General features: G+C 64.9%; 17 protein-coding genes, 2 tRNA genes and 3 rRNA genes. 17 read left to right on the top strand and 5 right to left on the bottom strand.

Going from position 1 to position 25,209, the window contains the following annotated elements:
- The first annotated feature begins 91 nt into the window (after positions 1-91).
- The 9 genes from R0232_RS44955 to rrf all read left to right on the top strand — a co-directional run bounded on the left by R0232_RS44955 (position 92) and on the right by rrf (position 11,692).
- Positions 92-817 carry a TetR/AcrR family transcriptional regulator gene (locus R0232_RS44955; protein ID WP_208508003.1) on the top strand — a complete coding sequence of 242 codons (726 nt, stop codon included), beginning with the start codon at positions 92-94 and terminating at the stop codon, positions 815-817.
- 160 nt (positions 818-977) lie between these two features.
- Positions 978-4,520 carry an indolepyruvate ferredoxin oxidoreductase family protein gene (locus R0232_RS44960; RefSeq protein ID WP_208508004.1) on the top strand — a complete coding sequence of 1,181 codons (3,543 nt, stop codon included), beginning with the start codon at positions 978-980 and terminating at the stop codon, positions 4,518-4,520.
- On the top strand, positions 4,517-5,284 hold the full coding sequence (locus tag R0232_RS44965; RefSeq protein ID WP_431513666.1) for an enoyl-CoA hydratase-related protein: 768 nt from the start codon (positions 4,517-4,519) through the stop codon (positions 5,282-5,284). Before R0232_RS44960 ends, R0232_RS44965 begins: the two co-directional genes overlap by 4 nt.
- Positions 5,285-5,292: 8 nt before the next feature.
- The gene (locus R0232_RS44970) at positions 5,293-6,033 is read left to right on the top strand and encodes an NAD(P)H-dependent oxidoreductase (protein WP_208508005.1); all 741 of its coding nucleotides are present in this window, start codon (positions 5,293-5,295) and stop codon (positions 6,031-6,033) included.
- 412 nt (positions 6,034-6,445) lie between these two features.
- Positions 6,446-7,980, top strand: a 16S ribosomal RNA gene (locus R0232_RS44975).
- Positions 7,981-8,069: 89 nt separating this feature from the next.
- Positions 8,070-8,146: transfer RNA gene (locus tag R0232_RS44980), tRNA-Ile, on the top strand.
- A gap of 30 nt (positions 8,147-8,176) precedes the next feature.
- A tRNA-Ala gene (locus R0232_RS44985) sits at positions 8,177-8,252 on the top strand.
- Positions 8,253-8,568: 316 nt separating this feature from the next.
- A 23S ribosomal RNA gene (locus R0232_RS44990) occupies positions 8,569-11,439 on the top strand.
- 140 nt (positions 11,440-11,579) lie between these two features.
- Positions 11,580-11,692 (top strand): 5S ribosomal RNA (rrf, locus tag R0232_RS44995).
- The 16S, 23S and 5S rRNA genes sit together here with 2 tRNA genes alongside, the layout of an rRNA operon.
- A 140-nt stretch (positions 11,693-11,832) precedes the next feature.
- Here the strand turns inward: rrf and R0232_RS45000 are convergent.
- The 3 genes from R0232_RS45000 to R0232_RS45010 all read right to left on the bottom strand — a co-directional run bounded on the left by R0232_RS45000 (position 11,833) and on the right by R0232_RS45010 (position 15,061).
- Complete coding sequence (locus R0232_RS45000; RefSeq protein ID WP_431513667.1) at positions 11,833-12,888, bottom strand: aldo/keto reductase; 1,056 nt, start codon at positions 12,886-12,888, stop codon at positions 11,833-11,835.
- A gap of 26 nt (positions 12,889-12,914) precedes the next feature.
- Positions 12,915-14,519 carry an MFS transporter gene (locus R0232_RS45005; RefSeq protein ID WP_208513229.1) on the bottom strand — a complete coding sequence of 535 codons (1,605 nt, stop codon included), beginning with the start codon at positions 14,517-14,519 and terminating at the stop codon, positions 12,915-12,917.
- 83 nt (positions 14,520-14,602) lie between these two features.
- Positions 14,603-15,061 carry a MarR family winged helix-turn-helix transcriptional regulator gene (locus tag R0232_RS45010; protein ID WP_208513228.1) on the bottom strand — a complete coding sequence of 153 codons (459 nt, stop codon included), beginning with the start codon at positions 15,059-15,061 and terminating at the stop codon, positions 14,603-14,605.
- Between the two features lie 150 nt (positions 15,062-15,211).
- On the opposite strand from R0232_RS45010, the gene R0232_RS45015 reads away from it, so the two are divergent.
- The gene (locus R0232_RS45015) at positions 15,212-15,454 is read left to right on the top strand and encodes a hypothetical protein (RefSeq protein ID WP_208513227.1); all 243 of its coding nucleotides are present in this window, start codon (positions 15,212-15,214) and stop codon (positions 15,452-15,454) included.
- Here R0232_RS45015 and R0232_RS45020 read toward each other — a convergent pair.
- Positions 15,438-16,241 (bottom strand): helix-turn-helix domain-containing protein, encoded by an 804-nt coding sequence (locus tag R0232_RS45020; protein ID WP_281078816.1) that lies wholly within the window; start codon positions 16,239-16,241, stop codon positions 15,438-15,440. The genes R0232_RS45015 and R0232_RS45020 overlap by 17 nt on opposite strands.
- Positions 16,242-16,416: 175 nt before the next feature.
- Here R0232_RS45020 and R0232_RS45025 point away from each other — a divergent pair, with 175 nt between their 5' ends.
- Genes R0232_RS45025 through R0232_RS45045 form a run of 5 tightly spaced genes read left to right on the top strand, consistent with a single transcriptional unit; the run spans position 16,417 to position 22,000 of the window.
- Positions 16,417-18,423 carry an FUSC family protein gene (locus R0232_RS45025; RefSeq protein WP_431513668.1) on the top strand — a complete coding sequence of 669 codons (2,007 nt, stop codon included), beginning with the start codon at positions 16,417-16,419 and terminating at the stop codon, positions 18,421-18,423.
- Positions 18,420-18,626 (top strand): DUF1656 domain-containing protein, encoded by a 207-nt coding sequence (locus R0232_RS45030; RefSeq protein WP_431513669.1) that lies wholly within the window; start codon positions 18,420-18,422, stop codon positions 18,624-18,626. The genes R0232_RS45025 and R0232_RS45030 overlap by 4 nt, the downstream gene beginning before the upstream one ends.
- Positions 18,627-18,656: 30 nt before the next feature.
- Positions 18,657-19,634, top strand: coding sequence for an efflux RND transporter periplasmic adaptor subunit (locus R0232_RS45035; protein ID WP_431513670.1), 978 nt, complete (start codon positions 18,657-18,659; stop codon positions 19,632-19,634).
- Complete coding sequence (locus R0232_RS45040; protein WP_431513671.1) at positions 19,631-21,100, top strand: efflux transporter outer membrane subunit; 1,470 nt, start codon at positions 19,631-19,633, stop codon at positions 21,098-21,100. Before R0232_RS45035 ends, R0232_RS45040 begins: the two co-directional genes overlap by 4 nt.
- Positions 21,101-21,103: 3 nt before the next feature.
- Positions 21,104-22,000 (top strand): LysR substrate-binding domain-containing protein, encoded by an 897-nt coding sequence (locus R0232_RS45045; protein WP_431513672.1) that lies wholly within the window; start codon positions 21,104-21,106, stop codon positions 21,998-22,000.
- Positions 22,001-22,203: 203 nt separating this feature from the next.
- Here R0232_RS45045 and R0232_RS45050 read toward each other — a convergent pair whose 3' ends face one another.
- A complete protein-coding gene (locus R0232_RS45050) occupies positions 22,204-22,776 on the bottom strand; it encodes a TetR/AcrR family transcriptional regulator (RefSeq protein ID WP_431513673.1) in 573 nt (190 codons plus the stop codon).
- A 186-nt stretch (positions 22,777-22,962) separates the two neighbouring features.
- Here R0232_RS45050 and R0232_RS45055 point away from each other — a divergent pair, with 186 nt between their 5' ends.
- Positions 22,963-24,609: an acyl-CoA synthetase gene (locus tag R0232_RS45055; RefSeq protein ID WP_431513674.1), complete on the top strand. Its 1,647-nt coding sequence runs from the start codon at positions 22,963-22,965 to the stop codon at positions 24,607-24,609.
- Positions 24,610-24,753: 144 nt separating this feature from the next.
- Positions 24,754-25,191 carry a nuclear transport factor 2 family protein gene (locus tag R0232_RS45060; protein ID WP_208513220.1) on the top strand — a complete coding sequence of 146 codons (438 nt, stop codon included), beginning with the start codon at positions 24,754-24,756 and terminating at the stop codon, positions 25,189-25,191.
- Positions 25,192-25,209: the final 18 nt, after the last annotated feature.

Consider the following 25,209-nt stretch of genomic DNA (forward strand, 5'->3'; position numbering starts at 1 on the left):
AGTCCTGTCGGCTGGGGCTGCCTGCCAGGGGCGGCCGCGGGTTCACTTCCATAATGGCGGCCAGTCCAGCTCTCTCGAAACCCCCGCAGACATGTCCGTCACCAAAGCCGCCACGCCGCGTCGCGCCCCCCGGGGCGAAAAATCCGAGCGCACCCAGGCGAGCCTGCTGGCGGCGGCGCGCGAGGTCTTCGCCGAGCGCGGTTTCGAGCGCTCGACGACCTCGGAGATCGCCCAACGCGCGGGCGTGTCGGAGGCGACGCTGTTCACCTACTTCGAGAGCAAGCGGCGCCTGTGCATCGACGTGGTGGGCCGCTGGTACGACGAGATCAGCATCGAGCTCGAGGAGCAGGTGCCGGCGATCGCCGGCTTCGAGGCCAGGCTGCGCTTCGTGATCCAGCGGCACCTGACCCATCTGATGGGCGACGGCATCGGGCTGTGCGCGCTGGTCCTCGGCGAAGGGCGGATGGTCGATGCCGAGTTCTCCGGGCTCATCGCCGAGCTCAAGCGGCGCTACACATCGCCCTTCATGGCCGCGCTGAGCGAGGCGCGCGAGCTCGGCGAGGTGCGCGGCGACGTGCCGCTGCGCCTGATGCGCGACATGGTGTACGGCTCGATGGAACACGTGCTGTGGGACTACGTGACCACGGGCACCAAGCCCTCGATCGCATCGACGGCCTCGCAGCTGAGCGCGATGCTGATGGCGGCGTTCGCGCTCGAGGCAGCGCCGGCGCGCGCGGCCCGCCGCTTCCAGTCCGATGTGCTCGCGGCGGTGCGCCGGCTCGAGCGCGACGCGGGACCGGCCGAAGACGCCGCTTAGCGGATCGGCCGGGCGGCCCCGGCCGGACATTCCGCCACCCTCCAAAAAGTGAGTCAGGCTCAAGCCGTGCATGCGCGGTTGGCATTAGCGCGCCTGTTGCCAACCTCGGAGTTGCGCATGTATAGTTGAGTGACACTCAAATCAAGATGCGGAGACCCCGATGGGACACGGTGACCCGGAGATCCAGCGCGCATTGCGCTCGGTTTCGCTCGACGACAAGTACGACGGCGGCAGCGGCGCGGCCTACCTGAGCGGCACTCAGGCGCTGGTCCGGCTGCTGCTCAACCAAGGGGAGCGGGATCGCCGCGCAGGGTTGCGCACGGGTGGCTTCGTCAGCGGTTACCGCGGCTCGCCGCTGTCGGGGCTCGACCAGGCGCTGTGGGGCGCGCAGGCCCGGCTCGAGGCGCGGGACATCCGGTTCCAGCCGGCGATCAACGAGGACCTGGCCGCCACGGCCTGCTGGGGTTCGCAGCAGCTCGCGCTGTTTCCGGAGGAGGCCAGGGTCGATGGCGTCTTCGCCCTGTGGTACGGCAAGGGGCCCGGCGTCGATCGCAGCGGCGATGCGCTCAAGCACGGCAATGGCGCCGGCACCTCGCGGCTCGGCGGCGTGCTGGTGCTGGCAGCCGACGACCACACGGCCAAGTCCTCGACCTTCGGACACCAGAGCGAGCAGGCGCTGGTGGCGGCGTTCATCCCGGTGCTGTATCCCAGCAGCGTTCAGGAATACCTCGACCTCGGCGTGCATGGCTGGGCGATGAGCCGCCACAGCGGCCTGTGGGTGGGCATGAAATGCGTGTCGGACGTGGTGGAGACGACGGCTGTCGCCGACGTGGACCCGCAACGGGTGACGGTGACGCTGCCGGACGCGGGCGAAGCGCCGCCGCAGGACCTGCACATCCGCTGGCCCGACGTGTGGGCCGAGCAGGAGCCGCGCATCGTGCGGCACAAGCTGCCCGCCGCGCTCGCCTACTGCCGCGCCAACGGGCTCAACACGATCGCGCTCAAGACCGCCTCGTCGAGGCTGGGCATCGTGTGCGCCGGCAAGAGCTACAACGACGTGCGCGAAGCCTTGCGCCTGCTGGGGTGGACCGACGCGCAGGCCGCCGAGCGCGGCGTGGCGGTGCTCAAGCTCGGCATGGTCTGGCCGCTGGAGCCGGAGATCGTGCGCGAGTTCGCGAGCGGTCTCGACGAACTGCTCGTGGTCGAGGAGAAGCGCCCGCTGATCGAGCAGCAGCTCAAGGACGAGCTCTATGCAGACGCGGTCGAGGGCCGCAAGGCCATCCGCATCTCGGGCAAGAGCCGGGGCGGCATCGGCGGCGAGTGGAGTGTGGGCGCCGCCGAGCGCCTGCTGCGCAGCGACTACGAACTCACGCCGCCGGAGATCGCCGCCGCGATCGCTGAGCGCCTGGGCCTTCCGGTGAATGCTTTCGAGGCCGACCCGCGTGCCGTGGCACATGGGGCACCGGCGGCGCCGGCCGCCGTGCGCAAGCCCTATTTCTGCTCGGGCTGCCCGCACAACACCTCCACCGTGGTGCCCGAAGGATCGCGCGCCATGGCCGGCATCGGCTGCCACTACATGGCGAACTGGATGGACCGCGACACCAAGGCCTACACCCACATGGGCGCCGAGGGCGTGCCGTGGATCGCGCAGCGCCTGTTCTCGACGCGCAAGCACATCTTCGTGAACCTCGGCGACGGCACCTACTTCCACTCGGGCTCGCTGGCGATCCGGCAGGCGGTTGCGGCCGATGCCTGCGTGACCTACAAGGTCCTGTTCAACGATGCGGTGGCCATGACGGGCGGGCAGCCGGTGGAAGGCCAGCTCACTGTCTCGCGGATCTCCGAGCAGGTCGCCGCCGAGGGCGTGCGCCGCATCGCGGTCGTCAGCGACGACATCGGGAAGTACCGCGACGCGGGCACGCGCTTCGCCGCCGGGACGACGGTGCACGACCGCGGCGAGCTCGACCGCGTGCAGCGCGAACTCGCGGCCTTCGAGGGCGTGTCGGTGCTGATCTACGACCAGACCTGCGCGAGCGAGAAGCGCAGGCGCCGCAAGCGCGGCAGCTATCCCGACCCGGCCATCCGCTACGTCATCAATCCCGAGGTGTGCGAGGGCTGCGGCGACTGCTCGGTCAAGAGCAACTGCCTGTCGGTGGAGCCGCTGGAGACCGAGCTGGGGCGCAAGCGCAGGATCAACCAGTCCTCGTGCAACAAGGACTTCTCCTGCGCCCAGGGCTTCTGCCCGAGCTTCGTGGCGGTGAAGGGCGGCAAGCTTCGCTCGAGCCCGTCCAGGAGCGACGTGCTCGCCTGGGAGTCGCCGCCGGACCCGGTCGTGCCCGAGCTCGACGGAACCTGCGGCATCCTCGTCAACGGTGTCGGCGGAACCGGCGTGGTGACCATCGGCAGCCTGATCGGCATGGCGGCCCACCTGAGCCATCGCGGCTGCAGCGTGCTCGACATGGCGGGGCTTGCGCAGAAGGGTGGCGCGGTGTGGAGCCATGTGCAGCTCGCGCCCACGCAGTCGGCGATCCTGTCGTCGCGGATCGCGTCGGCGCAGGCCGACGTGCTGATCGGCTGCGATCTCGTCGTGAGTGCGCATCCCGACAGCCTCGGTCGTCTGCGCGAGGGCCGCACCCGCGCGGTGGTGAATCTCGACGTGGCGCCGACCTCGGAGTTCGTGAAGAACGGGGACTGGAACCTGCCGACGCAGGCGCTGAAGGCGTCGCTGGAAAAGGCCTGCGGTGCGGATGTGCAGTGGTTGAAGGCGCAGGAGGCGGCCACCTGGGCGCTCGGCGATGCCATCTACGCCAACCTCGTCATGCTCGGCTTCGCCTGGCAGAAGGGCTGGATTCCGCTGTCGTCGCAGGCGCTCGAACGCGCAATCGAACTCAACGGGCAGCAGGTCGAGAAGAACAGGCAGGCGTTCCGGCTCGGTCGCTGGTGGGCGCACGACGCGCCGCGCGTGCTCGCCGCGATGAAGCCCGCGAGCACGGTCCAGTGGCTGCCGCGTGCCAATCGCACGCCCGAGGAAACCATCGCGCGTCTTTCCGAGCGGCTGGTGGCCTACCAGGGGCCGGCGTATGCGCGCCGGTTCGCCGCTTTCGTGCAGCTCGTCGACAGCCAGTGCGCCGACGAGACGCACCGCAAAAGCTTTGTTGTTGCAGTGGCGCAGAACCTTTTCAAGCTCATGGCCTACAAGGATGAGTACGAGGTCGCGCGCCTTCATTCCGATCCGGAGTTCATGGACTCGATCCGCCGCCAGTTCGACGGAGAGATCCAGCTGCAATACCATCTCGCGCCGCCCCTGCTCGCCAGGAAGAACTACAAGGGCGAGCTTCGGAAGACCGCCTATGGCGCCTGGATGGGCCGGGCCTTTCGCGTGCTGCGGCACGGGAAGGTGCTGCGCGGCACGCCCTTCGACCTCTTCGGCTACACGCACGAGCGCCGCACCGAGCGCGCGCTCGTCGAGGAGTACCGCGCTGCGGTCGGTGCCGTGGTGGCGCACCTGGGCAGCCATGCGTCGCCGTGCCTGGAACTGGCGCGCTTGCCGCAGCAGATCCGCGGCTATGGCCATGTGAAGGAGCGCGCGGTCGCGGCGGCGCGGGCGCGCCAGGCCGAACTCTTCGAGGCCATCACCGGCAAGCCGCTGCCGCCGGGCCCGATGGCCGACGGCTATGGCAGGTACCTGGAGTACGGCTGGTGACGAGCGCATCGCAAACGACGGAGCGACGCAGCCGCAGCGCGGTGCGCGCGGCGGAAGGCATCCTCTCGACGCTGGTCGACGGCGTGTGGCGCATCCAGATCCATCGGACGTCCAAGCGCAATGCGCTCACGATGACCATGTTCAGCGCCCTGGCCGAGAGCCTGGCGCTGGCGCAGGCCAACGACGCCGTGCGGGCAATCACCTTGTCCGGCCTCGGGCCGAACTTCTGCGCGGGCCACGACCTGAGCGCCTTCGACAGCTGGCCGCAGGACCCGGGAGACCCGGTGCCGCGCTTCCTTCATGCATTGGCCGACGTGCGCAAGCCGCTGCTCATCGGCGTGCACGGATCGGCCGCGGGCATCGGCGCGACGATGCTGCTGCATGCGGACTGGGTGATCGCGACCTCCGACGCGGTCATGAAGCTGCCGTTCGTCGACCTGGGCATCGCTCCCGAGGCCGGGAGCTCTCTTCTGCTTGCGCGAGCCATCGGCGCGCTCAGGGCGAGGCGCGTGCTGCTGGGCGGGGAGGCCTTCACCGGACAGCAGGCCCACGATTGGGGGCTCGTCTCGGAGCTGGCACCCGCGAATGAACTCGCGACCTGTCTGCAGCGCAGGGCCCTCGCGCTGGCGGCCAAGGATCCGAAGGTCTATGGCCGCATCAAGGCGCTGCTGGTCCCGGCCGGCGAGCTGCGCGCGCGCATCGACGAGGAAATCGACTTGATCAACACCTGCGTGGCCGAGCGCCGCGCCTTGCAGACCGGATGAATCCCGCCATGACAGCACAGACACCGCGCAAGGCGCACATCGTGTATGCCCACCCCGAGCCGAAGTCCTTCGTCGCGGCGATGCGCGACCGGGTGTCCGAGCGGCTGACCGCCGGCGGCTGGCAGGTCGGGCTCTCGGATCTCTATGCCATGGGCTTCAACCCCGTGGCGAGCGCGGCCGACTTCGTCGAGCGCGAGAAGCCCGACTACTTGGTCTATTCGCTCGAGCAGCGCCATGGATGGCAACGCCGGGCCCTGGCCCCCGACATCCTCGCGGAGGTCGAGGCCGTCAGGGAGGCCGAGTTGCTGGTGCTCGTGTTCCCCGTGTTCTGGTTCTCGGTGCCGGCCATCATGAAGGGCTGGATCGATCGGGTGTTTCTGTCCGGGCTCTTCTATGGCGGCAAGCGCATCTACGACCGCGCGCCCATGGCGGGCAAGCGCGCCCTGGTGGTCACCTCGCTGGGCGGGCGCAACCATATGTTTGGAGAAGCCGGCATCCACGGGCAGATCGACCTGATGCTGCGGCCCTTGCTGCAGGGCTCGCTGGGCTACGTGGGCTATGAGGTGTTCAAGCCCTTCGTGGCGTACCACGTGCCCTATGTGACGCACGCCGAGCGAGGCGCGATGCTCGAGCAACTCGGTAGGGAGACGGATGCGCTGTCGCAGCGAGAGGTGCTGGTCTTTCCGTCGCTCGATGCGTATGACGATGTGCTTCGTCCCGTGGCGCAATGCGTGGGAGGGACGAGGTAGGCCGGGCGATCCACAGGAGGCCGAGAAAATTTTTTCTTCGGAAGTAGACGTTCGGGTCAAAAGCTGTGCATAATCGAGGGCTTCGCTGGACGGCTTCAGTGGCGGATGACGAAAGTTGTTCTGCTGGAGTTTGAAGGTGAAGGGGTTGAAAAAAAGTTTGACGGTTCTTTAAAAATCGTGTTAGACTACAAGGCTTCGCTGATCGCAGCGAGCAAGACGAAGTAAACGATGAGTTGCTTCGGTGATCGTTAAAAAATTACAGCCGATAAGCGTGGGCGTTTGAAGGTAATTGCGTAAGTTCTTCGGAACAAGTCGCAAGACTTAAAACGCTCATGAGAATAGAAGTGAAGTTCACTTCAATTCCGTTTTTGTGAGTTTTGCTTGATCGCGAGATCAGGCGCAAATCAAGATCGAACTATAGAGTTTGATCCTGGCTCAGATTGAACGCTGGCGGCATGCCTTACACATGCAAGTCGAACGGCAGCGCGGGAGCAATCCTGGCGGCGAGTGGCGAACGGGTGAGTAATACATCGGAACGTGCCCAATCGTGGGGGATAACGCAGCGAAAGCTGTGCTAATACCGCATACGATCTACGGATGAAAGCAGGGGATCGCAAGACCTTGCGCGAATGGAGCGGCCGATGGCAGATTAGGTAGTTGGTGAGGTAAAGGCTCACCAAGCCTTCGATCTGTAGCTGGTCTGAGAGGACGACCAGCCACACTGGGACTGAGACACGGCCCAGACTCCTACGGGAGGCAGCAGTGGGGAATTTTGGACAATGGGCGCAAGCCTGATCCAGCCATGCCGCGTGCAGGATGAAGGCCTTCGGGTTGTAAACTGCTTTTGTACGGAACGAAACGGCCTTTTCTAATAAAGAGGGCTAATGACGGTACCGTAAGAATAAGCACCGGCTAACTACGTGCCAGCAGCCGCGGTAATACGTAGGGTGCAAGCGTTAATCGGAATTACTGGGCGTAAAGCGTGCGCAGGCGGTTATGTAAGACAGTTGTGAAATCCCCGGGCTCAACCTGGGAACTGCATCTGTGACTGCATAGCTAGAGTACGGTAGAGGGGGATGGAATTCCGCGTGTAGCAGTGAAATGCGTAGATATGCGGAGGAACACCGATGGCGAAGGCAATCCCCTGGACCTGTACTGACGCTCATGCACGAAAGCGTGGGGAGCAAACAGGATTAGATACCCTGGTAGTCCACGCCCTAAACGATGTCAACTGGTTGTTGGGAATTCACTTTCTCAGTAACGAAGCTAACGCGTGAAGTTGACCGCCTGGGGAGTACGGCCGCAAGGTTGAAACTCAAAGGAATTGACGGGGACCCGCACAAGCGGTGGATGATGTGGTTTAATTCGATGCAACGCGAAAAACCTTACCCACCTTTGACATGTACGGAATTCGCCAGAGATGGCTTAGTGCTCGAAAGAGAACCGTAACACAGGTGCTGCATGGCTGTCGTCAGCTCGTGTCGTGAGATGTTGGGTTAAGTCCCGCAACGAGCGCAACCCTTGTCATTAGTTGCTACATTTGGTTGGGCACTCTAATGAGACTGCCGGTGACAAACCGGAGGAAGGTGGGGATGACGTCAAGTCCTCATGGCCCTTATAGGTGGGGCTACACACGTCATACAATGGCTGGTACAAAGGGTTGCCAACCCGCGAGGGGGAGCTAATCCCATAAAACCAGTCGTAGTCCGGATCGCAGTCTGCAACTCGACTGCGTGAAGTCGGAATCGCTAGTAATCGTGGATCAGAATGTCACGGTGAATACGTTCCCGGGTCTTGTACACACCGCCCGTCACACCATGGGAGCGGGTTCTGCCAGAAGTAGTTAGCTTAACCGAAAGGAGGGCGATTACCACGGCAGGGTTCGTGACTGGGGTGAAGTCGTAACAAGGTAGCCGTATCGGAAGGTGCGGCTGGATCACCTCCTTTCTGGAAACAAGCAATTTAATTTAAACGCCCACACTTATCGGTTGTTGGAAGAAGTCGGTTGTCTTCGATTTCGAGGATGATTGGCGAATGGGTCTGTAGCTCAGCTGGTTAGAGCACCGTCTTGATAAGGCGGGGGTCGTTGGTTCGAGCCCAACTAGACCCACCAAATCTTCTGATATCTCGTGTGTGAGAGTTTGGGGGATTAGCTCAGCTGGGAGAGCACCTGCTTTGCAAGCAGGGGGTCGTCGGTTCGATCCCGTCATCCTCCACCACAACCAATAATCGGTTCCCTCGGAACGTTTCAACACCAAAGCGGCTTCCTGCGAAAGCATGAGGCTTCTTTGTTGTTGATCAGGATCTCTTGATCAATCGGCTGTTCTTTAAAAATTCATAGAGTTGAATCAGCGTTGCTGACGGAAAGAGCTTCATGGCTCACCGTGCCGTCAGCAACTTGAATTTTTGATTGCGTCAATATGAACTTCAATTTCGAGTCAAATCGATTTATGAAGACGGCATAACGCGCCAGGTGAAAGACCTGGCAATTCCTTGATTGACTTTGGTTTCTGTGAAGAAACGTCAAAGTTATAGGGTCAAGTGAATAAGAGCACGTGGTGGATGCCTTGGCGATGATAGGCGACGAAGGACGTGATAGCCTGCGATAAGCTTCGGGGAGCTGGCAAATTAGCTTTGATCCGGAGATTTCCGAATGGGGAAACCCACCGAAAGGTATCGCATAGTGAATACATAGCTATGCGAGGCGAACCGGGTGAACTGAAACATCTCAGTAGCTCGAGGAAAAGACATCAACCGAGATTCCGAAAGTAGTGGCGAGCGAAATCGGAAGAGCCTGCTAGTGATAGCACAAGACTTATCAGAACGGCTTGGAAAGGCCGGCCATAGTGGGTGACAGCCCCGTACGTTAAAAGACTTGTGTGGTACTGAGCTAGCGAAAAGTAGGGCGGGACACGTGTAATCCTGTCTGAATATGGGGGGACCATCCTCCAAGGCTAAATACTCATCATCGACCGATAGTGAACTAGTACCGTGAGGGAAAGGCGAAAAGAACCCCGGGAGGGGAGTGAAATAGATCCTGAAACCGCGTGCTTACAAAAAGTAGGAGCCCGCAAGGGTGACTGCGTACCTTTTGTATAATGGGTCAGCGACTTACATTCAGTGGCAAGGTTAACCGAATAGGGAAGCCGTAGAGAAATCGAGTCCGAATAGGGCGATCAGTCGCTGGGTGTAGACCCGAAACCAAGTGATCTATCCATGGCCAGGATGAAGGTGCCGTAACAGGTACTGGAGGTCCGAACCGACTAGTGTTGCAAAACTAGCGGATGAGCTGTGGATAGGGGTGAAAGGCTAAACAAACTTGGAAATAGCTGGTTCTCTCCGAAAACTATTTAGGTAGTGCCTCAAGTATTACCTTCGGGGGTAGAGCACTGTTTTGGCTAGGGGGTCATGGCGACTTACCAAACCAAGGCAAACTCCGAATACCGAAGAGTACAGCTTGGGAGACAGAGCACCGGGTGCTAACGTCCGGACTCAAGAGGGAAACAACCCAGACCGCCAGCTAAGGTCCCTAAAATTGGCTAAGTGGGAAACGAAGTGGGAAGGCTAAAACAGTCAGGATGTTGGCTTAGAAGCAGCCATCATTTAAAGAAAGCGTAATAGCTCACTGATCGAGTCGTCCTGCGCGGAAGATGTAACGGGGCTAAGCCAGTTACCGAAGCTGCGGATTTGCAATTTATTGCAAGTGGTAGGAGAGCGTTCTGTAAGCCTGTGAAGGTGCGTTGTAAAGCGTGCTGGAGGTATCAGAAGTGCGAATGCTGACATGAGTAGCGTTAAAGGGGGTGAAAAGCCCCCTCGCCGTAAGCGCAAGGTTTTCTACGCAACGTTCATCGGCGTAGAGTGAGTCGGCCCCTAAGGCGAGGCAGAGATGCGTAGCTGATGGGAAACAGGTCAATATTCCTGTACCGATATACAGTGCGATGTGGGGACGGATCTTAATAGGTCATCCGGGTGTTGGATATCCCGGTTTAGTTGGATGTAGGCGTGCATTAGGCAAATCCGGTGCACATATACCGAGGCCAACGATCGAGCGAGCTTGCTCGCGAAGTGACTGAACGAGGTTCCAGGAAAAGCCACTAAGCTTCAGCTGTATACGACCGTACCGCAAACCGACACTGGTGCGCGAGATGAGTATTCTAAGGCGCTTGAGAGAACTCAGGAGAAGGAACTCGGCAAATTGACACCGTAACTTCGGAAGAAGGTGTGCCCTATTAGTGTGAAGTGAACAACGGAGCATGAATGGGTTGCAAAAAATCGGTGGCTGCGACTGTTTATTAAAAACACAGCACTCTGCAAACACGAAAGTGGACGTATAGGGTGTGACGCCTGCCCGGTGCTGGAAGATTAAATGATGGGGTGCAAGCTCTTGATTGAAGTCCCAGTAAACGGCGGCCGTAACTATAACGGTCCTAAGGTAGCGAAATTCCTTGTCGGGTAAGTTCCGACCTGCACGAATGGCGTAACGATGGCCACACTGTCTCCTCCTGAGACTCAGCGAAGTTGAAATGTTTGTGATGATGCAATCTCCCCGCGGAAAGACGGAAAGACCCCATGAACCTTTACTGTAGCTTTGTATTGGACTTTGAACAGATCTGTGTAGGATAGGTGGGAGGCTTTGAAGCAGGGTCGCTAGATCTTGTGGAGCCAACGTTGAAATACCACCCTGGTGTGTTTGAGGTTCTAACCTAGGTCCATTATCTGGATCGGGGACAGTGCATGGTAGGCAGTTTGACTGGGGCGGTCTCCTCCCAAAGCGTAACGGAGGAGTTCGAAGGTACGCTAGTTACGGTCGGACATCGTGACGATAGTGCAATGGCATAAGCGTGCTTAACTGCGAGACTGACAAGTCGAGCAGATGCGAAAGCAGGACATAGTGATCCGGTGGTTCTGTATGGAAGGGCCATCGCTCAACGGATAAAAGGTACTCTGGGGATAACAGGCTGATACCGCCCAAGAGTTCATATCGACGGCGGTGTTTGGCACCTCGATGTCGGCTCATCTCATCCTGGGGCTGTAGCCGGTCCCAAGGGTATGGCTGTTCGCCATTTAAAGAGGTACGTGAGCTGGGTTTAAAACGTCGTGAGACAGTTTGGTCCCTATCTTCCGTGGGCGCTGCAGATTTGAGGAAGCCTGCTCCTAGTACGAGAGGACCGGAGTGGACACACCTCTGGTGTATCGGTTGTCACGCCAGTGGCATTGCCGAGTAGCTAAGTGTGGAAGAGATAACCGCTGAAAGCATCTAAGCGGGAAACTCGTTTCAAGATGAGATCTGCCGGGGCCTCGAGCCCCCTGAAGAGTCGTTCAAGACCAGGACGTTGATAGGTCAGGTGTGGAAGCGCAGTAATGCGTTAAGCTAACTGATACTAATTGCTCGTGCGGCTTGACCCTATAACTTTGATCAGAAGATCAAGGTGTTATGCCAAGTTGACGCATTCAAAATACATTCAAATAACGCCTGAGCGCGTGCTGATTCAAAACTCTATGAATTCGTTTGGTTGATCACGTGATCAGCCAGGCAACCCTTTATGCCTGATGACCATAGCGAGTTGGTCCCACTCCTTCCCATCCCGAACAGGACAGTGAAACGACTCAGCGCCGATGATAGTGCGGGTTCCCGTGTGAAAGTAGGTCATCGTCAGGCTCTTACAGCCAAAAAAGCCCCAACCAATCGGTTGGGGCTTTTTTCTTTGCGCACGCAAAAGCAGAAACAAAAAGCGCCCCGTCCACGACAGGGCGCTTTTTTATTGCCGGTTCAATTGGCGGCGCAAAGCAAGAAATTGGTCAAACGACCTTGAAGGCAGGCAAATCCACCAGGTGAGGACGGCCGCCCAGCATCCGCGGAAGCGTCTCCGCATTGACTTCGAATGGGACCCCAGGAGTGATCTGGCTGACCTGATCGAGCCGGTCCACCAAGTCCTGCGGCAGCGCCAGGTCGAGCGCCAGAAGGTTGTTGTCGAGCTGCTCCACCGTACGCGGTCCGATGATCGTGATGATCGATGTGGCGGACTTCCGCGCCTTGGCGCTGAGCCATGCCAGCGCCACCTCGGCCGGCGATCTCCCGAGCTGCACACCCGCATCGATCACGGCGTCCACGACGGCCGCGTCGCGATCGGTCTTCTCGGTGCGGATGACCCGGCCCATGCCCTGCAGCCGACCTTGCTCTCCATTGCGGTACTTGCCCGTGAGCAGGCCACCCCCGAGCGGGGACCACACGGCAGCGGCCAAGCCCAGGGCTTCGGCCATGGGCATGAGTTCCCGGTCGGCGCTGCGTTCGATCAGGCTGTATTCGAACTGCACCCCGACCAGCGGCGACCAGCCACGCAGTTCCGCCAGCAGGTCAGCACGCGCGATGCGCCAGGCCGGGAAGTTCGAGAAGCCGGCGTAGAGGATCTTTCCCGCGCGCACGAGGTCATCGAGCCCTCGCAGAATTTCCTCGGTGGGTGTGACGTTGTCGGAGTGATGGACCCACAGCAGGTCGATGCGGTCCGTCTTGAGCCGTTGCAGGCTCTGCTCGACGGAGTAGACGAGGTTCTTGCGGCTGTTACCGGTCTTGGCCAGCGTCGGATTCTTGGATGCGCCGCCGCTGTACTTCGTCGCCACCACGATGTCGTCGCGGACCGGTGCGATGAGCTCGCCCAGCATGGATTCGGACTGGCCGAACTGGTAGCCGTCGGCGGTGTCGAAAAAGTTGCCGCCGGCCTCGAGATAGCGGTCGAACACCCGGCGCGCATCGGCATGCTCGGAGCCGTAGCCCCAGCCCGTGCCGAACAGGGCGACACCGAGTGCGAATTCAGAGACGCGAAGGCCGGACTTGCGGCCGAGAAGACGATAGCGCATGGAATTTCTCCTTCGTTGATGGACGATCACTCACTCGGCGCCACCATGTGCGCCTCTTGCAGGCCGTTCGCCGCCTGGGCATCGCGGCCGGGCATCAGCAGACGTGTCAGCACCAGCGCGACCACGGCCACGCCGGCGGCGGACCACGCGGCGGCGGCGAATCCGGTACCAAATGCATGTCGCAACGCAGTTGCAGCAGCGGCGGCTGCATCTGTGGGAAGCGCCTGCAATGCGTGCAGCGCCCCCGCCGTATCGCCCGCGCTGAAGCGCTTGGCCACGTCCCGCGCCAGCGCAGGTGCCAATGGCCACTGCGCAGCCGCGCGCTGGAAATCCGCAGTGGCCATCGCGACCAGCACTGCACCCAATCCGGCCACGCCCGCCAGCAGACCGCTGAAGCGGGTGGTGCCAGCCAGGCCCGAGGCCATGCCCGCGCGCCGCGGCGGGATCGCACCTTGCATGGCCTTGGCCGTTTCGCCGTTGAGCAGGCCGGCGCCCGTGCCCGCAAGTGCCATGGCGCAGGCGAAGGCTAGGTAATTCGAGCCGCCGGCGGCCAGCAGCGCCATGGCCGCATTCGCCACGCCGCTCAGTCCCAGGCCCAGGCACAGCAACGCGCGCGGCGTCCATCCGGCCGTGTAGTGGGCCGCGACGCGCGGCACCAGGAACATGGGCAGCGCGAACGGCAGCATCGAGATGCCCGCGCTGGCCGGCGACAGGCCAAAGGCGTTCTGCAAGTACAGCGGCAGGTAGAACAGCATGACCTGCGCCCCCGCCGCGTAGCCCACCATGGCGAAAGCGCTGCCGACGAAGGCCGGCGAGCGCAACAGCCTGAAGTCGACCATGGGCCGCGCCTGCAGGCCCTCGATCACCACGAAGGCCTCGAGCAGCAGCACGCCGCCGATCAGGCGTCCCAGCACCGCGGGCGAAGTCCAGCCCAGCGCGTTGCCGTCGATGGCGGCCCAGGTCAGCAGGAACAGCGCACCGCTGAAGGTGGCGACGCCGCCATAGTCCAGCCGCACGGCTTCCTTGTCGCGCGACTCTTCCACCACCCGCAGCGTGGCGGCGATCAGCACCGCGCCGATCGGCAGGTTGATGAGAAACACCCAGTGCCAGCCGATGGTGCTGGAGATCACACCACCGAGGATGGGCCCGCAGGTGATGGCGATGCCCAGGCAGGCGCCCCAGAACGCGTAGGCCCGTGCGCGCGCCGGTCCCTGGAAGCTGTGGTTGATCACCGCCAGCGCCGCCGTCAACAGCAGGGCTGCGCCGATCCCCTGGAACGCCCGCGACACATTCAGCACCCAGGCGGCCGGGGCCGTGCCGCAGAACAGCGAAGCGCCGACGAAGAGCACCTGCCCCAGCACCATGATGCGTCGCCGGCCATACCGGTCGCACAGCGAACCCGCCGCCATGAGCAGGGCCGCGAAGGGCAGCATGTACGCGGTGATCACCCACTGCATGTCCGCGAACTCGGCATTGAGCGTGTGCGCGATGGTGGGCAGGGCGACCGCCACCACGTTGGTGTCGAGCATCACCAGCGACGACACCATGGAGGCCACCAGCAGAACGGCCTGCTGGCGACGTGGATCCTGCGTGATGGCAGGCGAGGCTGCGGCCTGTTGTGGCGCGGGCATGGATGGAGGGCTGGCGTTCATGATTTAGGGGCATATGCCCATATTTGGGTCAATGGGAAAAGCGGTGGATGCAAACCCGAAAATCAGGAGGCCCGCGAACTCAGCCGTTCGTCCGCGGCGATGTCCAGCAAGGTGATGCGCAAGAGCGCCGCCTCCGCTTCGCCGAACACCTCGCAGAAGCGGTCCTGCGCGCGCTGCCACAGCGGTTGCGCGCGAGCGACGAGTGCCTGGCCCTTGCGGGTCAGCACGACCTGGCGCTGGCGCCGATCCGACTCGCCATGCTGCAGCGCCAGCAGGCCATCGCGTTCCAGCGGGCGCAAGGTGTGGCCCAGGGCGGAGCGGTCCATCACCAGGGCATCGGCCAGTACCTGAAGGGTGGGCGCCTCGCTGGCACGCCGGCTCAGTTCCATCAGGATCGAGTACTGGGTGGAACGCAGCCCCACGGGTGCCAACGCTTCGTCATAGAGCTGGGTGACGCGGCGCGTGGCCTTACGCAGCGCGGTGCTGCAGCACATGCCGTGGTGGTGATGGGCGGAGATCATACGCAATTATGGGTATATGCCCATAAACCGCGAGGGCGGTAGTGTTTACCGCGTGGCGCTGCTGCTTCGCCGTGAGCGCCTTGCGGTTGACGCTGCCGGCAACCACCCCGTGCCGAGCCCGTTACGGCTCGGCGATGCACCCTGCTATCGGTGATCACCAAGGACGGACTCAAGCTCATCCAGGAACTGCAGGACAGCGTGCGCCACGCGCAGGAGCTGCTGATGGAGCCGCTGTCCGCGGAGGATCAGCAGGTCTTCATGGGCCTGCTGACGCGGCTGGTCGAAGCGCACGAGCTGCGCGATGTCGCGGCGCGGCCCGAGGCCTCGACCGCCGTCGATGGCGAGCCGCCCTCGACGCGCCGTCGTCCGCGCGCGGTCAAGCGCCCACTTTGAAGCGTTCGGCGATGTAGGTGGCCGGCGGCTTGCCGAAGGCCTTCTTGAACATCGTGATGAAGGCGGACGGCGACTCGTACCCCAGGCCATAGGCCACCTGCTGCACGGTCGCGCCGCCCGAGAGTTCGCGAAGCGCCACGATCATGTGCAGCTGGCGTCGCCAGCGCCCGAAGCTCAGGCCGGTCTGCGCCGTGCACAGCCGGGTCAGGGTGCGCTCGCTGGTGCCGGTCTCGGCGGCCCAGTCCTGCAGGGTCCGGCGGTCCGAAGGGTCGAGCGTGATGGCGCGCGATATCTTGCGAAGCCGCGCGTCCTGCGGCATCGGCAACGAGAAGTCCTCGTTCGGCATCGCGGCCAGCTGATCGAGCAGCACATGCGCGAGCCGGTCGGTCGCGCTGCCGGGCTCGTAGGTCGGCGGCAGGCCGGCCAGGTGCTGGATCATTTCGCTCAGCATGGTGCTGATCGCCAGGGTGCAGCACTTCGTCGGCAAGGTGCCCGTGCCCGGCGCCACGAATAGATAGAAGATCAGCGCGTTCGCCGTGCCGTGGTTGCTGTGCGGCGTGCCGCCCGGAATCCACACGCCCGCCTGCGGCGGCACCATCCACAGCGCGCCCGGCACTTCGCACGACACGGCGCCGCGCAGAGCGATGACGAGCTGCCCCATCTGGTGCTGGTGGATAGGGATCTCGCGCGCACGCGCCTCGACGTCCACGCGCAGCGCCATGACGGGCACGGTGAGTTGGTGGTCCAGGCCTTCGGGGACGACCTCGGGGCGTTGCATGGTCTCCATGGGCGTTTCTGCGAGCCGGCCATTCTCGCCGCGTCGAGCGAAGGCTCCGGACGGAAGGGGCGCACGCCGGGCCGTGGCCGAAAAGAGAAATCGTTCGGCCAGGAATGCAATTTCCGGCAGAGGCACCGCTGCCTAGCATCGATGCATGCAAAGTATTCGCTTCTCTCGCCCCGAGATGCTCTTCTCCCTCAAGAGCTTCGCGGGCGCCATGCTCGCGCTGTACCTGGCCAGCCGCGCCGGCCTGCCGCGGCCCTTCTGGGCCTTCATGACCGCCTACATCGTGGCGCATCCGCTCGCGGGCAACGTGCGCTCGAAGGCGCTCTATCGCTTCGTGGGCACGCTGCTCGGCTGCGCGGCCACCGTGGTGCTGATTCCGGCGCTGTCGGCCGCGCCCGAACTGCTGACGCTGGCGCTCGCGCTGTGGACCGGGCTGTGCCTCTACCTCTCGCTGCTGGACCGCAGCGCGCGCTCCTATGTCTTCCTGCTGGCGGGCTACTCGGCCGCGCTCATCGGTTTCCCGCTCGTGGAAGCGCCCGCGGCCATGTTCGACACCGCCGTGGCGCGCGTGCAGGAAATCGGGCTGGGCATCCTGTGCGCCAGCCTGGTCCACAGCCTCGTGCTGCCGGCCAGCCTGGCGCCGCCGCTGCTCGGGTTGATGGACCGCGCACTCGGCGATGCGCGCCGCTGGATGAGCGACCTGCTCGGCGACGGGCTCGCCCGCGCGGATGGCGCGCGCATGGCCGCGGACCGCGAGCGGCTGGCGCTGGACATCACGCAGCTGCGCCTGCTGTCGACCCATGTGCCCTTCGACACCGGCAACCTGCGCTGGACCGCGGGAGCCATCCGCACCATGCAGGACCGCCTCTCGGCGCTCACGCCTACGCTGTCGGCGATCGAGGACCGGCTCGAGGCGCTGAAGGTCGCCGAGGGCGAGGTGCCGGCGGACATCGTCTCGGCGCTCGGGCGGCACATGGGCTGGATGGCACCACAAGGAGCGGGCCTGCCGGCTGCGGCCATCGACGAAGCACGCGCCGCCTTCCGCGCCCTGGCCGATGGACCGGCGTCATCGCCCTGGATCCGCGCACTGCGCATCGACCTCGCCGTGCGCCTCGAGGAACTGGTGCGCGAGTGGCAGGCCTGCATTGGACTGCGCACCGACATCGACGCCGGCCTCGCGGGCAGCGCGATGCCACGACAGCGTGCCGCGGCGCTCGGTCAGAAGGTGCTGCATCGCGACCGGGGCCTGGCACTGCGCTCGGCCGCGACGGCCGTGCTGGCCACCTGCGCATGCTGCGCGGTCTGGATCGCCACGGCATGGCCCTCGGGGTCGGCCGCGGCCATGTCGGCGGCCATCTTCTGCAGCTTCTTCGCGACGATGGACGATCCCGTGCCGGCCATGCACAAGTTCGTCGTCGCTTTGCTGTGGTCGTTGCCGGTGTCGGTGTTCTGCGTGCTGGTGGTGATGCCGCTGGCGCGCGACTTCGGCATGCTGGCGCTGTGCATCGCACCGTTCTTTCTGGTGGTCGGCTGCTACATCGCGCGGCCCGCCAGTTCGCTCGCGGCACTGGGCATGTTCTTCGGCGTGGCCGGCACGCTTGCCTTGCAGGACACCGCCAACGCGGACTTGCCGAGCCTTCTCAATTCGAACCTCGCGCTGATCCTGGGCGCGGTGGCCGCGGCGCGCGTCACCGCGCTGGTGCGCAGCGTGGGCAGCGACTGGAGCGCCCGGCGCATACGGCGCGCGACCTCGCTTGATCTGGCCGAGTTGGCGGCCCACCCACAGGACGCATCCGCGCGCGACGCCTATGCGGGCCGGATGCTGGACCGCATCGCGCTGCTGGCACCGCGCACGGCACCGGGCGCGGGCGAGGAGGCGAGGGCCGACGCACGGCTGGCGCTGCGCGACCTGCGCATGGGGGCCGACATCGCGACCCTGCAACAGTGGCGCCGCAGCCTTCCTGCCGAAGCCGTCGGCCGTCTTCTCGCGGACTCGGCCCGGGTCTTTCGCGCCCAGGCCGCGGGGGCGCCACGGCGCGATGAACCGCTGCTGCCGCAGATCGACCGCCTGCTGCTCGGCGCGCTGCATGGCGATGCCGCGCAGCTTGCCGGTGCCGCTATCGCCGCGCTCGTGGGCCTTCGACGCAACCTCTTTCCGGCGGCCCACGGCGCGCTCCAACCATGATCGAAACGAGTTTCCACGGCGTGTACCTGCCGGGGCTGATGCTGCTGAACGGCGGCGCGCTGGCGTGTTCCTGGGCGCTGCGCCGCCTGCTGTCGCTGACCGGCGTCTACCGGTGGGTATGGCACCCGGCCCTGTTCGACCTGGCGGTGTACGTGCTGCTGCTCTTTGCCCTGGCCCGTTTCACCGGCGCCTTCACCACCTGATCTCCGAGCTTCGCATTCCCTTCCTTCTCCATGAAACCTGACGCCATTCCTTTTCCCGCCTGGGCCCGCCGCGGCATCCGGCTGCTCGTCACCCTGGCGGCCGTCGCGGCTGCCTGCTGGGCTGCCTGGCAACTGTGGGACCACTACGAGCTGGCCCCCTGGACCCGCAACGGACGCGTGCGGGCCGAGGTCGTGCAGGTCGCGCCCGACGTGTCCGGTCTGGTGACCGATGTCGCGGTGCGCGACAACCAGTTCGTCGCCGCCGGCGCGCCGCTGTTCTCGTTGGACAAGGCCCGTTTCGAACTGGCGGTGCAGCAGGCCGAGGCGGCCGTCGCCGCGCAGGCCGTCGCGCTCGACAACCAGCGCATCCTCATCGCGCAGGCACAGCGCGAGAACAACCGCAACGCGGGCCTGGGCGAACTGGTCTCGCAGGAGCTGCGCGAGCAGTCGCGCGCGCGGCTGGACCAGGCGAACGGCACGCTGCGCTCGGCCGAAGTGGCGCTGCGGCAGGCGCAGGTCGCGCTGGACACCGCGCGGCTGAACCTGCGCCGCACGCAGGTGCATGCCCCCGCCGACGGCCTCGTGACCAACCTCGACCTGCGGCAAGGCGCCTATGCGAGCGCCGGCCATCCGGTGATGGCGCTGGTGGATGCGGGGTCGGTCTACGTCGAAGGCTATTTCGAGGAGAACAAGCTGCCTCGCATCCACCTGGGCGACCGTGTGCGCGTGACGCCCATGGACGCCGGCGCGCTCGAAGGCACCGTGGAGAGCATCGCAGCCGGCATCGCCGATCGCGATCGCAGCACCGGCGCCAACCTGCTTCCCAGCGTGAACCCGACCTTCAACTGGGTGCGGCTCGCGCAGCGCGTGCCCGTGCGCGTGAAGCTGGACGCGATACCGGCGGGCACGCGACTGGTCACGGGCCAGACGGTCACGGTGCAGGTGCTCGGGGCGTCGGCGGCGCCGGAGACGGCAGCCGCGGCGCGTCGCTCGGAGCTTCCGGGATGAGCCGCCTTCATCGACTTCTGGCCGTGGTCACCACCGCGGCGGGTGTGTTGCTGGCCGGCTGCGCCCACTCGCCCGTCGGCCCCGACTATGTGGCGCCAGCCGCGCTCTCGCCCGCGCAGGTGGCCTCCGCAGGACCGTTCCTGTCGGCCGACGGCAACGCGGCGGACGCGGCCCTGCCGCCGAATTGGTGGCATCTGTACCAGGACCCGCAGCTGGACGCGCTGATCGCCCGGGCCTTCGCGCACAACACCGACCTGCGGCAGGCCATCGCCAGCTTCGAGCGCGACCAGGCGCTCGAGGCCGAGGTGCGCGGGCCGGAGCGCCCGACGCTGGCCCTGAGCGGTGGCCCCGGCTTCGGCCATGTCTCGGGGCTCACGCTCGTGCAGAAGGACTACGAACCGCCGAGCCGCTTCACCTATGGCGCGAGCGCGAACCTGTCCTACCAGCTCGACCTGTTCGGCCAATTGCGCCGCGCCATCGAGGCGGCCGAGGCCGGCAGCGGCGCGGCGCAGGCCGCCGTCGACCTGGTGCGCGTCAACGTCGCCGGCGGCACCGCCAGGGCCTATGCCGAGGCCTGCGCCACCGGCTTGCGTTTGCGCAGCGCCCATGAGTCGGTGCGGCTGCAGGAAGAGGCCGTGCAGCTCGCGCAGCGGCTGCAGCAGGCCGGCAGGGTGGGGCCCATCGACACCGCGCGTGCACGCGGCCAGCTCGAGTTGCTGCGCGCCTCGCTGCCGCCGCTGCAGGCGCAGCGCCAGAACGCGCTGTACCGGCTGGCCACGCTCACGGGCGAAGCCCCGCGCGACTTCCCGGCCCAGGTGGCCGCGTGCGACAGCCCGCCGCGCGTGGCCGGGCCGCTGCCCGTGGGCGATGGTGCAACCCTGTTGCGTCGCCGGCCCGACGTGCGTCAGGCCGAGCGCAGCCTCGCGGCCGCCACCGCCCGCATCGGCGTGGCGACGGCCGAGCTCTACCCCAAGGTCGTGCTGGGCCTGTCGGCCAGCTCGGCCGGCTTCATGGACCGGTTCGGCAACCGCGAGTCGTTCAGCTACAGCCTGGGCCCGCTGATCAGCTGGACGCTGCCCACCAACGGCGTGGCCCGCGCGCGTATCGCGCAGGCCGAGGCCGCCACGCGGCAGGCCGCCGCCCGCTTCGATGCCACCGTGCTCACGGCGCTGCGCGAGGTCGAGAGCGCCCTCGAGTCCTACGCCCGCGAACTGGATCGGCATGCCGCGCTCGCGGCCGCGCGCGACCAGAGCGCCGTCGTGGCGGCTCAGGCACGCGCGCTCTACGTCAACGGCAAGACCGCCCAGCTCGACGCGCTCGACGCCCTGCGCACGCTGGCGGCCAGCGAGGCCGCCCTGGCGGCATCGGGGGCCCAGCTCGCCGACGACCAGTTCGCCGTCTTCATGGCGCTCGGCGGCGGCTGGGAAGGCCAGGGACAGGACCTGCTCGCCAAGACAGCGCCGTAGGCCATGGAAGACTTGCAGCAGCTCAAGGTCTTCGGCGAAGTCGTCGCCCGCAAGAGCTTCACGCGCGCGGCCATCGCCTTGGGCATTTCCAAGGCCAGCGTCACCAAGATCGTGGCCCAGCTCGAGAAGGGCGTGGGCGTGCGGCTGCTGAACCGTTCGACGCGCTCGGTCACGCCGACCGACGCCGGCCAGACGCTCGCGCGGCGGCTGGTGCCGCTGTTCGGCCTGCTGCAGGAGCTGAGCACCGAGTTGTCGGACTTCGCGGCGCATCCGCGCGGGCGTCTGCGCGTCGCGGCGCCGCACGGCCTGTCGCTGAGCCTGCTGGGCTGGCAAATCGAGGACTTCATCACCGACCACCCCGATGTGCACGTGAGCATCCACCTGAGCAATCGCGACGACGACCTCGTGATGGGCGGCATCGATGTCGCCTTGCGCATCGGGCCCATCGAGGCCCGGGACGTCGTGGTGCGCAAGCTGCGGCCGGTGCCGCTGGTGCTCTGCGCATCGCCGCAGTACTGGGCGCGCAGGGGCATGCCGTCGAAGCCCGAGGACCTGGCCAGGCATGACGTGCTGACCTACTCCCTGTGGGACGCCTCACCCCGGCTGCCCTTCCTGATCGATGGCAAGACCCACTACGTGCCCGTGCGCAGCCGCCTGGACGCGGACGATGCCGCACCGCTGATCGCCCTGGCGGTGAAGGGGCTCGGCGTCACCTGCGTGCCCGAGGTGCTGGCGCGCGCGCACCTGGGGTCGGGTGCCTTGGTGCCCGTGCTGAAGGACGCGATGCCGCCGACGATCTGGCTCTATGCGACCTATGCGCACCGCAACCACAAGAGTGCGGCGCTGCGGGCGTTTCTGGACTTTCTGACGTCGAGTGCCGGGGAGTTGCCCCTGCATTGAAGTCTTCCGACGGGAAGACTGCAGGCTTGGCCGGTGCGCCGGGCCCGCGCAGCTCTGCCTGGCGCGCACCTTCCAGATCATCACGCTGTTCGACCGCGACACCGTGACGCAGAACCTGATGCTGACCCTGCTCGGCCGCTCGCCGCTGCGCTGGACCGCCGGGCGGCTTGCGCGATGTGATGGATTGACAGACGCCGCCTCGGCTAACCCGCGGCGAGACGCAGCCCCGATGCAAGAGCCAGGAACCCGTCGATCGCCTTTTGGGAGGCCAAATGCGGGTCCTCCGCACTCGCGATCCACAACGACGCTCCCAGCAATGCGCCCATGATCAGGCGTGCCGTGGCGGGCGCATCGACGGGCCGCACCGTCTTCTCGGCGATGAGCTTCTCGATGCTGCGCTGCGTGCTCATGATGCAGGAGTTTTGGCTGGGCCAGCGCGATGGATCGCCCAGCACCGACGGTCCGTCGAGAAACACGATGCGCTGGATCTCCGGCTCGAGCGCCATCTTGATGTAGGCAATGCTTTCGTCGATGAAGCCGTCCCAGGTCGTCTTCGCTTCATCGACGATGGCGGTGAGCCGGGCCGTCATCTCCGCGTCGATCTGCGCGATCACCGCCTCGAGCAGGCCCTTCTTGTCCCCGAAGTGATGGTAGAGGGCGCCGCGCGTGAGCCCGGCCTGGGCGGTCAGCACGTCCATCGAGCTCTGCGCGAATCCCTGGGTGGCAAACGATTCTCTTGCCGCTTTGATGAGCTTGGCACGGGTCTCCAAGATCATGTCCGAACGCTTCTGTGCCATGAAATCCTCAAATTGACCTACGCGGCGTATGTGAATTGACATACGGCGCGTATGTGAAATAGCATACTCACATACGAGGCGTATGTTAGTTGCTGGCGGGTGCTCTGGAAAGCGTCGCGCCGCCGCCTGGACATCCTGGACTTGATCGCAGCCGAGGGAATCGCGATGAACATCTATGAGCAGGGCTTGGGTCGGAACGCGGCGAACTTCGAGCCGCTATCGCCGACGAGCTTCATCGAGCGAAGCGCGCAGGTCTTCGCCGACATGCCCGCCGTGATTCACGGCGATCGCCGCTTCACCTGGTCGCAATGCAGGGACAGGTCGGCCCGGCTGGCTGCCGCGTTGCGCGAACTCGGGGTTCGACGAGGCGACACGGTCAGCGTCATGCTCGCCAACACGCCCGAGATGATCGAAGCGCATTACGCGGTGCCGGGTATCAACGCGGTGCTGAACACGCTGAACACCCGGCTCGATGCGGACCTGCTGGCCTGGCAGATGAACCACTGCGAGACCCGGGTGCTGATCACCGACAGCGAGTACGCACCGGTCATGCGGCAAGCATTGCGCGCGCTGAAGCAGGTCCATGGCCGCACGCCGATGGTGATCGACGTGTGCGATTCCGAACGCATCGGTCCTCACGAACGCGTCGGCCAGCACGAGTACGAGGCGCTCCTGGCTTCCCACCTGCCGGTGCCCAAGCTGCAAGGGCCGCTCGACGAGTGGGATGCCATCGCCGTCAGCTACACCTCGGGGACCACCGGCGATCCGAAGGGCGTGGTGACCCACCATCGCGGGGCGTACCTGAACGCGGTCTGCAACGTCGCGGTCTGGACGATGCCTAACTTCGCACGCTATCTCTGGACCCTGCCGATGTTCCATTGCAACGGCTGGTGCTTTCCCTGGACGGTGGCGCTTCTCGGCGGCGTGCATGTGTGCCTGCGGAAGGTGGAAGCCAAGGCGATCTTCGCCGCCATGCGGGACCACGGGGCCGATCACTACAGCGCGGCACCGATCGTGCACGACCTCCTGATCGCAGCACCCGCCGAAGACAGGCACGGGATCGCGCACAAGATCCGCGCGATGGTGGCGGGCTCCGCACCGCCCGCCGCCATGATCGAGGGCATGGCCCGTCTCGGCATCGAGATGATCCATGTCTACGGACTGACGGAGGTGTACGGGCCCGCGGCCGTTTCTGCCAGACAACCGTCGTGGGACCAAGCCAGTCCGGCCGAGCAGGTGCGGTTGAACGGACGGCAAGGCGTGCGCTATCCGCTGCAGGAAGACATGACGGTGCGCGACCCGGTCACCCTGCAGGAGGTGCCTGCCGATGGCGAAACCATCGGCGAGATCATGTTTCGCGGCAACATCGTGATGAAGGGCTACCTGAAGAACGAGGCCGCCACGGAGAGCGCCTTTGAGGGCGGCTGGTTCCACACGGGCGACCTCGCGGTCCTGGAGTCCGATGGCTACGCCAGGATTCGCGATCGCAGCAAGGACGTGATCATCTCCGGCGGCGAGAACATCAGTTCCATCGAGGTCGAGGATGCCCTGTATCGCCATCCGGCCGTGCTGTCATGCGCTGTCGTCGCCAAGCCCGATGCCAGATGGGGCGAGACGCCCCTGGCATTCGTCGAGTTGCGGCCGGGCACCGAGGTCACGGCGGAACAGCTGATGGCCCACTGCCGAACGATGCTCGCCAAATACAAGATCCCGCGCGAAGTTCGATTCGAGGCGCTGCCCAGGACGGCGACCGGAAAGATCCAGAAGTTCCAGCTCCGCCGCAAGGCCAGTTCGGTGGAGGCGCTCGAATGAGCGCGCGCCAGGCCGAAGCCTTCTAGTTCCCCCGCCATGTAGCGGCACACCCATGCCGCGGACTCTCCACTACACGTGGGGAGGGTCCGCGCACGCCCGGTTTTCTTGCTCGTCCACCCACCCAGTCCTTGCACAGGAGTATTCATGATCGAAAGTCTCATCGGTTACCAGTCGCCATCCATGATTGCCGACGCGGCGACGCGGAAGTCCCTCCACGGCTTCATCGCGCAGACGCTGCACGCGCTCTCCACGCCCGACTCGGGCGTCGCCGCGTACTTCGCGGACCCGGACATCGTGATCGCCGGCTCCGGCCTCGACGAGTACTTCATCGGACCCGAGAAGGCACAGGCCGGCGTGAGATGGGTGACCACGCTGGGTATTCGGTGGGAGCCGAAGGTCGTCCTGTGCTGGATGCAGGGCGACATCGCCTGGGCACAGATCCGCATCGACGGCCACAAGACGGAAGCCGGTGCGCCGGCGGTGGTTCCGTACGTGGCGACAGGAATCTTCAGGCGCAAGACCGATGGCTGGACCTGGCTCTACTGGGGCGGGGGTGAACCGCAGAAGGAGCCGCGCCTGTAGTCCGGGCGCGATGCCCGA

The sequence above is a fragment of the Variovorax sp. DAIF25 genome (assembly GCF_050711835.1).
Lineage (GTDB): Bacteria > Pseudomonadota > Gammaproteobacteria > Burkholderiales > Burkholderiaceae_C > Variovorax.

What these genes read in the sequence shown, in the direction of transcription:
- R0232_RS45035 (WP_431513670.1), top strand. Translation starts at nt 18,657, where the DNA reads ATGAAACCTGACGCCATTCCTTTTCCCGCCTGGGCCCGCCGCGGCATC.
- R0232_RS45050 (WP_431513673.1), bottom strand. Translation starts at nt 22,776, where the DNA reads ATGATCTTGGAGACCCGTGCCAAGCTCATCAAAGCGGCAAGAGAATCG.
- R0232_RS45010 (WP_208513228.1), bottom strand. Translation starts at nt 15,061, where the DNA reads ATGATCTCCGCCCATCACCACCACGGCATGTGCTGCAGCACCGCGCTG.
- R0232_RS45045 (WP_431513672.1), top strand. Translation starts at nt 21,104, where the DNA reads ATGGAAGACTTGCAGCAGCTCAAGGTCTTCGGCGAAGTCGTCGCCCGC.
- R0232_RS45025 (WP_431513668.1), top strand. Translation starts at nt 16,417, where the DNA reads ATGCTCTTCTCCCTCAAGAGCTTCGCGGGCGCCATGCTCGCGCTGTAC.
- R0232_RS44970 (WP_208508005.1), top strand. Translation starts at nt 5,293, where the DNA reads ATGACAGCACAGACACCGCGCAAGGCGCACATCGTGTATGCCCACCCC.
- R0232_RS45060 (WP_208513220.1), top strand. Translation starts at nt 24,754, where the DNA reads ATGATCGAAAGTCTCATCGGTTACCAGTCGCCATCCATGATTGCCGAC.
- R0232_RS45005 (WP_208513229.1), bottom strand. Translation starts at nt 14,519, where the DNA reads ATGCCCGCGCCACAACAGGCCGCAGCCTCGCCTGCCATCACGCAGGAT.
- R0232_RS44960 (WP_208508004.1), top strand. Translation starts at nt 978, where the DNA reads ATGGGACACGGTGACCCGGAGATCCAGCGCGCATTGCGCTCGGTTTCG.
- R0232_RS44955 (WP_208508003.1), top strand. Translation starts at nt 92, where the DNA reads ATGTCCGTCACCAAAGCCGCCACGCCGCGTCGCGCCCCCCGGGGCGAA.
- R0232_RS45040 (WP_431513671.1), top strand. Translation starts at nt 19,631, where the DNA reads ATGAGCCGCCTTCATCGACTTCTGGCCGTGGTCACCACCGCGGCGGGT.
- R0232_RS45000 (WP_431513667.1), bottom strand. Translation starts at nt 12,888, where the DNA reads ATGCGCTATCGTCTTCTCGGCCGCAAGTCCGGCCTTCGCGTCTCTGAA.
- R0232_RS45030 (WP_431513669.1), top strand. Translation starts at nt 18,420, where the DNA reads ATGATCGAAACGAGTTTCCACGGCGTGTACCTGCCGGGGCTGATGCTG.
- R0232_RS45020 (WP_281078816.1), bottom strand. Translation starts at nt 16,241, where the DNA reads ATGGAGACCATGCAACGCCCCGAGGTCGTCCCCGAAGGCCTGGACCAC.
- R0232_RS45055 (WP_431513674.1), top strand. Translation starts at nt 22,963, where the DNA reads ATGAACATCTATGAGCAGGGCTTGGGTCGGAACGCGGCGAACTTCGAG.